This window comes from Actinomyces sp. ICM39 (genome assembly GCF_000282935.1).
Taxonomy (GTDB): domain Bacteria; phylum Actinomycetota; class Actinomycetes; order Actinomycetales; family Actinomycetaceae; genus Pauljensenia; species Pauljensenia odontolytica_B.
In genome coordinates this window covers 1-3,490 of sequence record NZ_ALCB01000061.1, presented here as the reverse complement: position 1 = coordinate 3,490, position 3,490 = coordinate 1, and the positions used below count along the sequence as shown (strand labels likewise).

The following is a 3,490-nucleotide window of genomic DNA, read 5'->3' as shown; positions in this document are numbered from 1 at the left end:
CGCAGGCTGCGGGTCCGGCTGAGGCTGCGGGTCCGGCGCAGGCTGCGGATCGGGTGCAGGCTGCGGGTCCGGTGCAGGCTGCGGGTCCGGTGCAGGCTGCGGGTCCGGTGCAGGCTGCGGATCGACCCACGGGGCGGGTGCCTTCGCGTCCTGCTTCACGGACTTCACAACGGCGATCGTCGTCGCCGTTGCGGAGGTCCCATCGGGCAGGGTGGCGGTCAGGTTGACCTGATCCCAATCAACAACGTTGCTACCGGTGATCGTCGCGCTCTTGCCATCCTCGGCCACCTTCAGGATGACCGCGCCACCGTACTCCAGGCTCCAGGACAGGGTGGCATCCTTGAACTTCTTGGAAAGCAACGGCTTGAGGGTAACAGTCTCACCCTCCTCCATGTCCACGCGGAGGTGATTGAGCGCAATCTCGTCCTTGTCCAGCTCGCTGACGCAGACCTGGACGCTGGCCATCACCGGGTCGAAGACCATCGGATCCATGTAGTCGGCGACAGCCCTAACATCCGAGCAGCCTTCCTTCTGGGCAGTCACGAGGCCCGACTTCTCATCGACGTTGAGGACGTCAATGTCGTCGCCGGACCAATTGACCTTCGTCATGTTGGCATTCTCCGGCATGTGCGTGACGCCAATGTTGGTCTGCTGGCCAACGTACAGATCGAGTTTTCCTGACTCGATACCGAAGTCGAGGGAAGTCATCGCGACCGGTTCGATGGCAACGGCCGCGCGCTTGGACGGCATGCCGTCACTACCCCACGCGACGAGCTTGACCGTCGCGGGGAGCGCCTCGGTGTGGCCGGCCTTGGCCCAGGCGGCCTGGATATCGGAGAATGTGATGGTGAACGTGTAGTGGTGAATACCGTCAGCCGTGACATTGCCGGGGAAGTCGACGACGCGGCGATAGAAGATCGCGTCGGACGCCGGATCGCGCAGGTCGATGCTGGACAGGCCGGGATTGTCGACGACGGAGAAGGTGACCTGACCACCAATACCTTCACTGGTGGTGGCGAGGTCGGAGATCACCGGACCATCCGCGTCGGGCGCGGGGGTTGCTGCCAGGGTGGGAGCGCCGAAGGCGACGCCGGACGCTGCCATTGCGCCGGTCGCCAGGGCTGCTATCCATGCCCTGTGAAATGTGTATGACATGCTCACTCCAATGTTGATTCAGGCGAGCTATACCGCACGGTTAGGTTATGTGCTCGCAATTCGCACAATACTGCGCAACCAGATACCTAGCAATGCATTACTCACTTACCATCACATAGATACAAGAGCATTTGAGGGAAAACAAGGCGTCCTGAGAGTTCTTTTTCTTGAGATTTACACGCGGACCCTGACCACTGCACATATGTTCCGCGACAAAAGTACAGATGCTCACTGAGAACACTCTTAAAAGACCGAACTTTCAGACGATATAGAATTCATTCGACACGGTAACTACCGTAGCGAACTAGCACAAACAGCTACATAACAGGCCCGTGACCTTGACACACATGTCACGGAACGCCCCAGGCGCCCTACTGGCGGTCCGACAGCTCCAGGTTCGCACGCACAACAATGCCGATGCGCTCGACCATGTCATCGTCCACCCACGCCCCATCCAGGCCGGCCAGGCGCGGGTGAGTGGGCTCCTCGTCGAAGAGGCGATCAAAACCGAGGATCGCCCGCCACAGGGGAATCAGCTCTTCGTTGTAGGTGTGGCCGTGTCCGCCGGGGGCGGTGCCCGCGACGGGCAGGTCCGCGAGCACCTGAATAAAGGTCACGAAGCGCGTGAACTCGACGAAGCGGGACACGTCGCGCCCGGCGCGCTCACGCAGCCAGTCCGGCTGGGTCCACAGGAGCTTGCGGTTCCACCACACGACCGGGTCCGAAGGGTGCTGAGCGTAGACGAGGCGCGGGAATCCCCACGGCCCTAGCTCGCGCCCGTAGAGGTCAGTGCGCAGGTCGGAGGGTTCGTTGACGAAGCGCACGCGCCGCCCGTTGTAGACGACGGGCGCCACCTCGGGGCTGCCCTTATGGCGCGCAGCCGTGAGCTCGGCGTGCATCGGCGTGAAGGCGGGGGTGCCCACCCACAGGGCGCCATCCACCTGGGAGAGCGCCTCCTCGACCGAGGAGAAGACAGACTGCGAGGCGAAGGCTCCCAAGGACTCGCCGCAGACGATGAGCGCGGGTCTATCGGCCTCGTCCATCGTGTCGAGCTCAGCGCGCACGGCGCGGAACAGCGCGGCCGACGCCTCCTGCGCGGGCTCGAGGCCGGTCAGCCAGTTGAGCGCCGAGGGCACGTAGGAGTACTGGAGCGAGGCGGTCGCGCAGTTGCCGCGCGTGAGGAACTCGAGGGGCTGGACCTGCCACTCATCGACCCAGCCGGAGCCGGTCGACGCCGCGATAAGGATGACAGCGCGATCAAAGGCACCCGTGCGGCGCAGCTCGGCGACCACCGTCGCCGCTGCCTGCTCGATACCCGCCCCACCCGTGGGCATGCCGGAGTAGACGCGGATGGGTTCCACGGCCTCGCCGCCGCAGACCTGCGCGATGTCGAGGCGCGAGGGGCCGCGGCCGAGGAAGACGCGCCCCTGGCCGCCGACCGATTCCCAAGTGACGGGCGAGGCCGGGGACGCGGAGCGCTCAGGGACGAACGGCTTGTAGATGCCGCGCGCGGTGCGCATGTTCATCTGCTCGGCGTGGTGGCGGAAGAAGCCGATCCCACCGCGAAGGATCACGTTGGAGGTCAGGAAGAAGACGAGCACAACCAGGATCGCGACGCCCACGAGGATGGCCGCGGGGCGCGGCATGTAGCCACCGAGGGCCGCAATGAGCATGCGCCCCAATCGATTCAGAGCGCCCACAATCGCGATGAGACACCAGGCGATCACAACGGTTCCGGCGGTTCCCAGGAGATACTCGCCGAAGGTTTCGCCCGGCATGTTGACAAGCCTGGCGGCGACGCGGGCACGCCGGTAGGACTGGATGACCGCATAGAGCCACCAGATCGCAAAGAGGGCAGCGATGCAGACGCGGAAGCCGATCTCGACGGGCTCGGAGGCCCGGATCGTCAGGCCCGTCATGCGGATGACGCGAGCCCCCACGTTCTGGACGATGACACCGCCGACGTACCCGCAGGAGACGAGGACACCCGAGGCGACCGCGTGCCACGCCCAGGAGCGCGCCATCAGCGACGGCGCCACGCTCACCGCATACATGGCGAGCGCCGCGATCACTCCCAGAAACGACACACCCATGGCCCCCATTGTGCCAGGCGCGGCCACGGCGTTCAGGAGCGGTACGAGGCCCGGACCGCCAGGCCCATGAGACCGACGCTCGCTGTCGCCCCGCTCACGCCCCAGCGCGAAACGACAACCGCACCTGCAACACATACACCCGACTATCGACGAACAAACAACACTCTCTATCCGCGATACATTGGTTTGCTTGACAGGCGGTCAGTGGATTTGTAGGTTGATAGCATGAGCGCAGATGTGGG

2 protein-coding genes are annotated in these 3,490 nt (G+C 64.4%); both read right to left on the bottom strand.

What is annotated here, in order from left to right; all coding sequences use genetic code 11:
• The coding region (locus HMPREF1137_RS03420; RefSeq protein ID WP_196792944.1) for a hypothetical protein at window positions 1-1,155 on the bottom strand (1,155 nt) is incomplete at its 3' end.
• A 371-nt stretch (window positions 1,156-1,526) separates the two neighbouring features.
• A complete protein-coding gene (locus tag HMPREF1137_RS03415; RefSeq protein WP_081493504.1) occupies window positions 1,527-3,257 on the bottom strand; it encodes an alpha/beta hydrolase in 1,731 nt (576 codons plus the stop codon).
• Between the last annotated feature and the right edge of the window lie 233 nt (window positions 3,258-3,490).

What these genes read in the sequence shown, in the direction of transcription:
- HMPREF1137_RS03415 (WP_081493504.1), bottom strand. Translation starts at nt 3,257, where the DNA reads ATGGGGGCCATGGGTGTGTCGTTTCTGGGAGTGATCGCGGCGCTCGCC.